This is a genomic window from Qingrenia yutianensis, from assembly GCF_014385105.1.
Classification (GTDB): domain Bacteria; phylum Bacillota; class Clostridia; order UMGS1810; family UMGS1810; genus Qingrenia; species Qingrenia yutianensis.
The window spans coordinates 1-561 of sequence record NZ_JACRTE010000109.1 but is presented as its reverse complement, the minus strand read 5'-3'; the positions used below and the strand labels follow the sequence as shown (position 1 = coordinate 561).

The window sequence follows — 561 nt, the reverse complement described above, 5'->3', positions numbered from 1 at the left end:
TATCTTCCTGCAGTGATCAAATCACGGGAAACAAATGCACTTTGCGTCGGGCTTATATTGGTGGATATTGAATCATCAGGTGAACATTGGGGAACACAGTTTATGCTGGACGGCAATTTTTATTGTGATGACAGCGAATGTATGACGGACAAAGTAAAAACCAAAAGAGAAGAAATCGGTGTTTATGACTATTGGTATACGCCGGAATTTGACGGTGATATTCATATTGATAAGGAAAATGCACCCGAAGATGTCAGAGAACTGCTTGACTATGCAAGCGGACCGGACGGGCAGACACAAGGAATCGGTATGGACGGTATGTAAGAAGAAAAAATAAGAGGCGGTCAGTTTGTGTGATTACACACGAATTGACCGCTTTTTTTGTTTTTGCGGAAAGGAAGAAAAATATGAAACCCAAGAGTAAAAGCAACAGAATAAGAGATGTTCCCGAAATCAATACAACTGCAAGAACTGCCGATATTACTGATTTCATTTTTAAACTGTGTTTTGTTTTCATTATTTCTGATACCTCCATTTTAGTTTAAGTTTATACCACCGGTC

At 39.0% G+C, this 561-nt stretch carries 1 pseudogene; it reads left to right on the top strand.

Going from position 1 to position 561, the window contains the following annotated elements:
- A pseudogene (locus tag H8706_RS12335) lies at positions 1-324 on the top strand (hypothetical protein); the annotation flags it as partial.
- Positions 325-561: the final 237 nt, after the last annotated feature.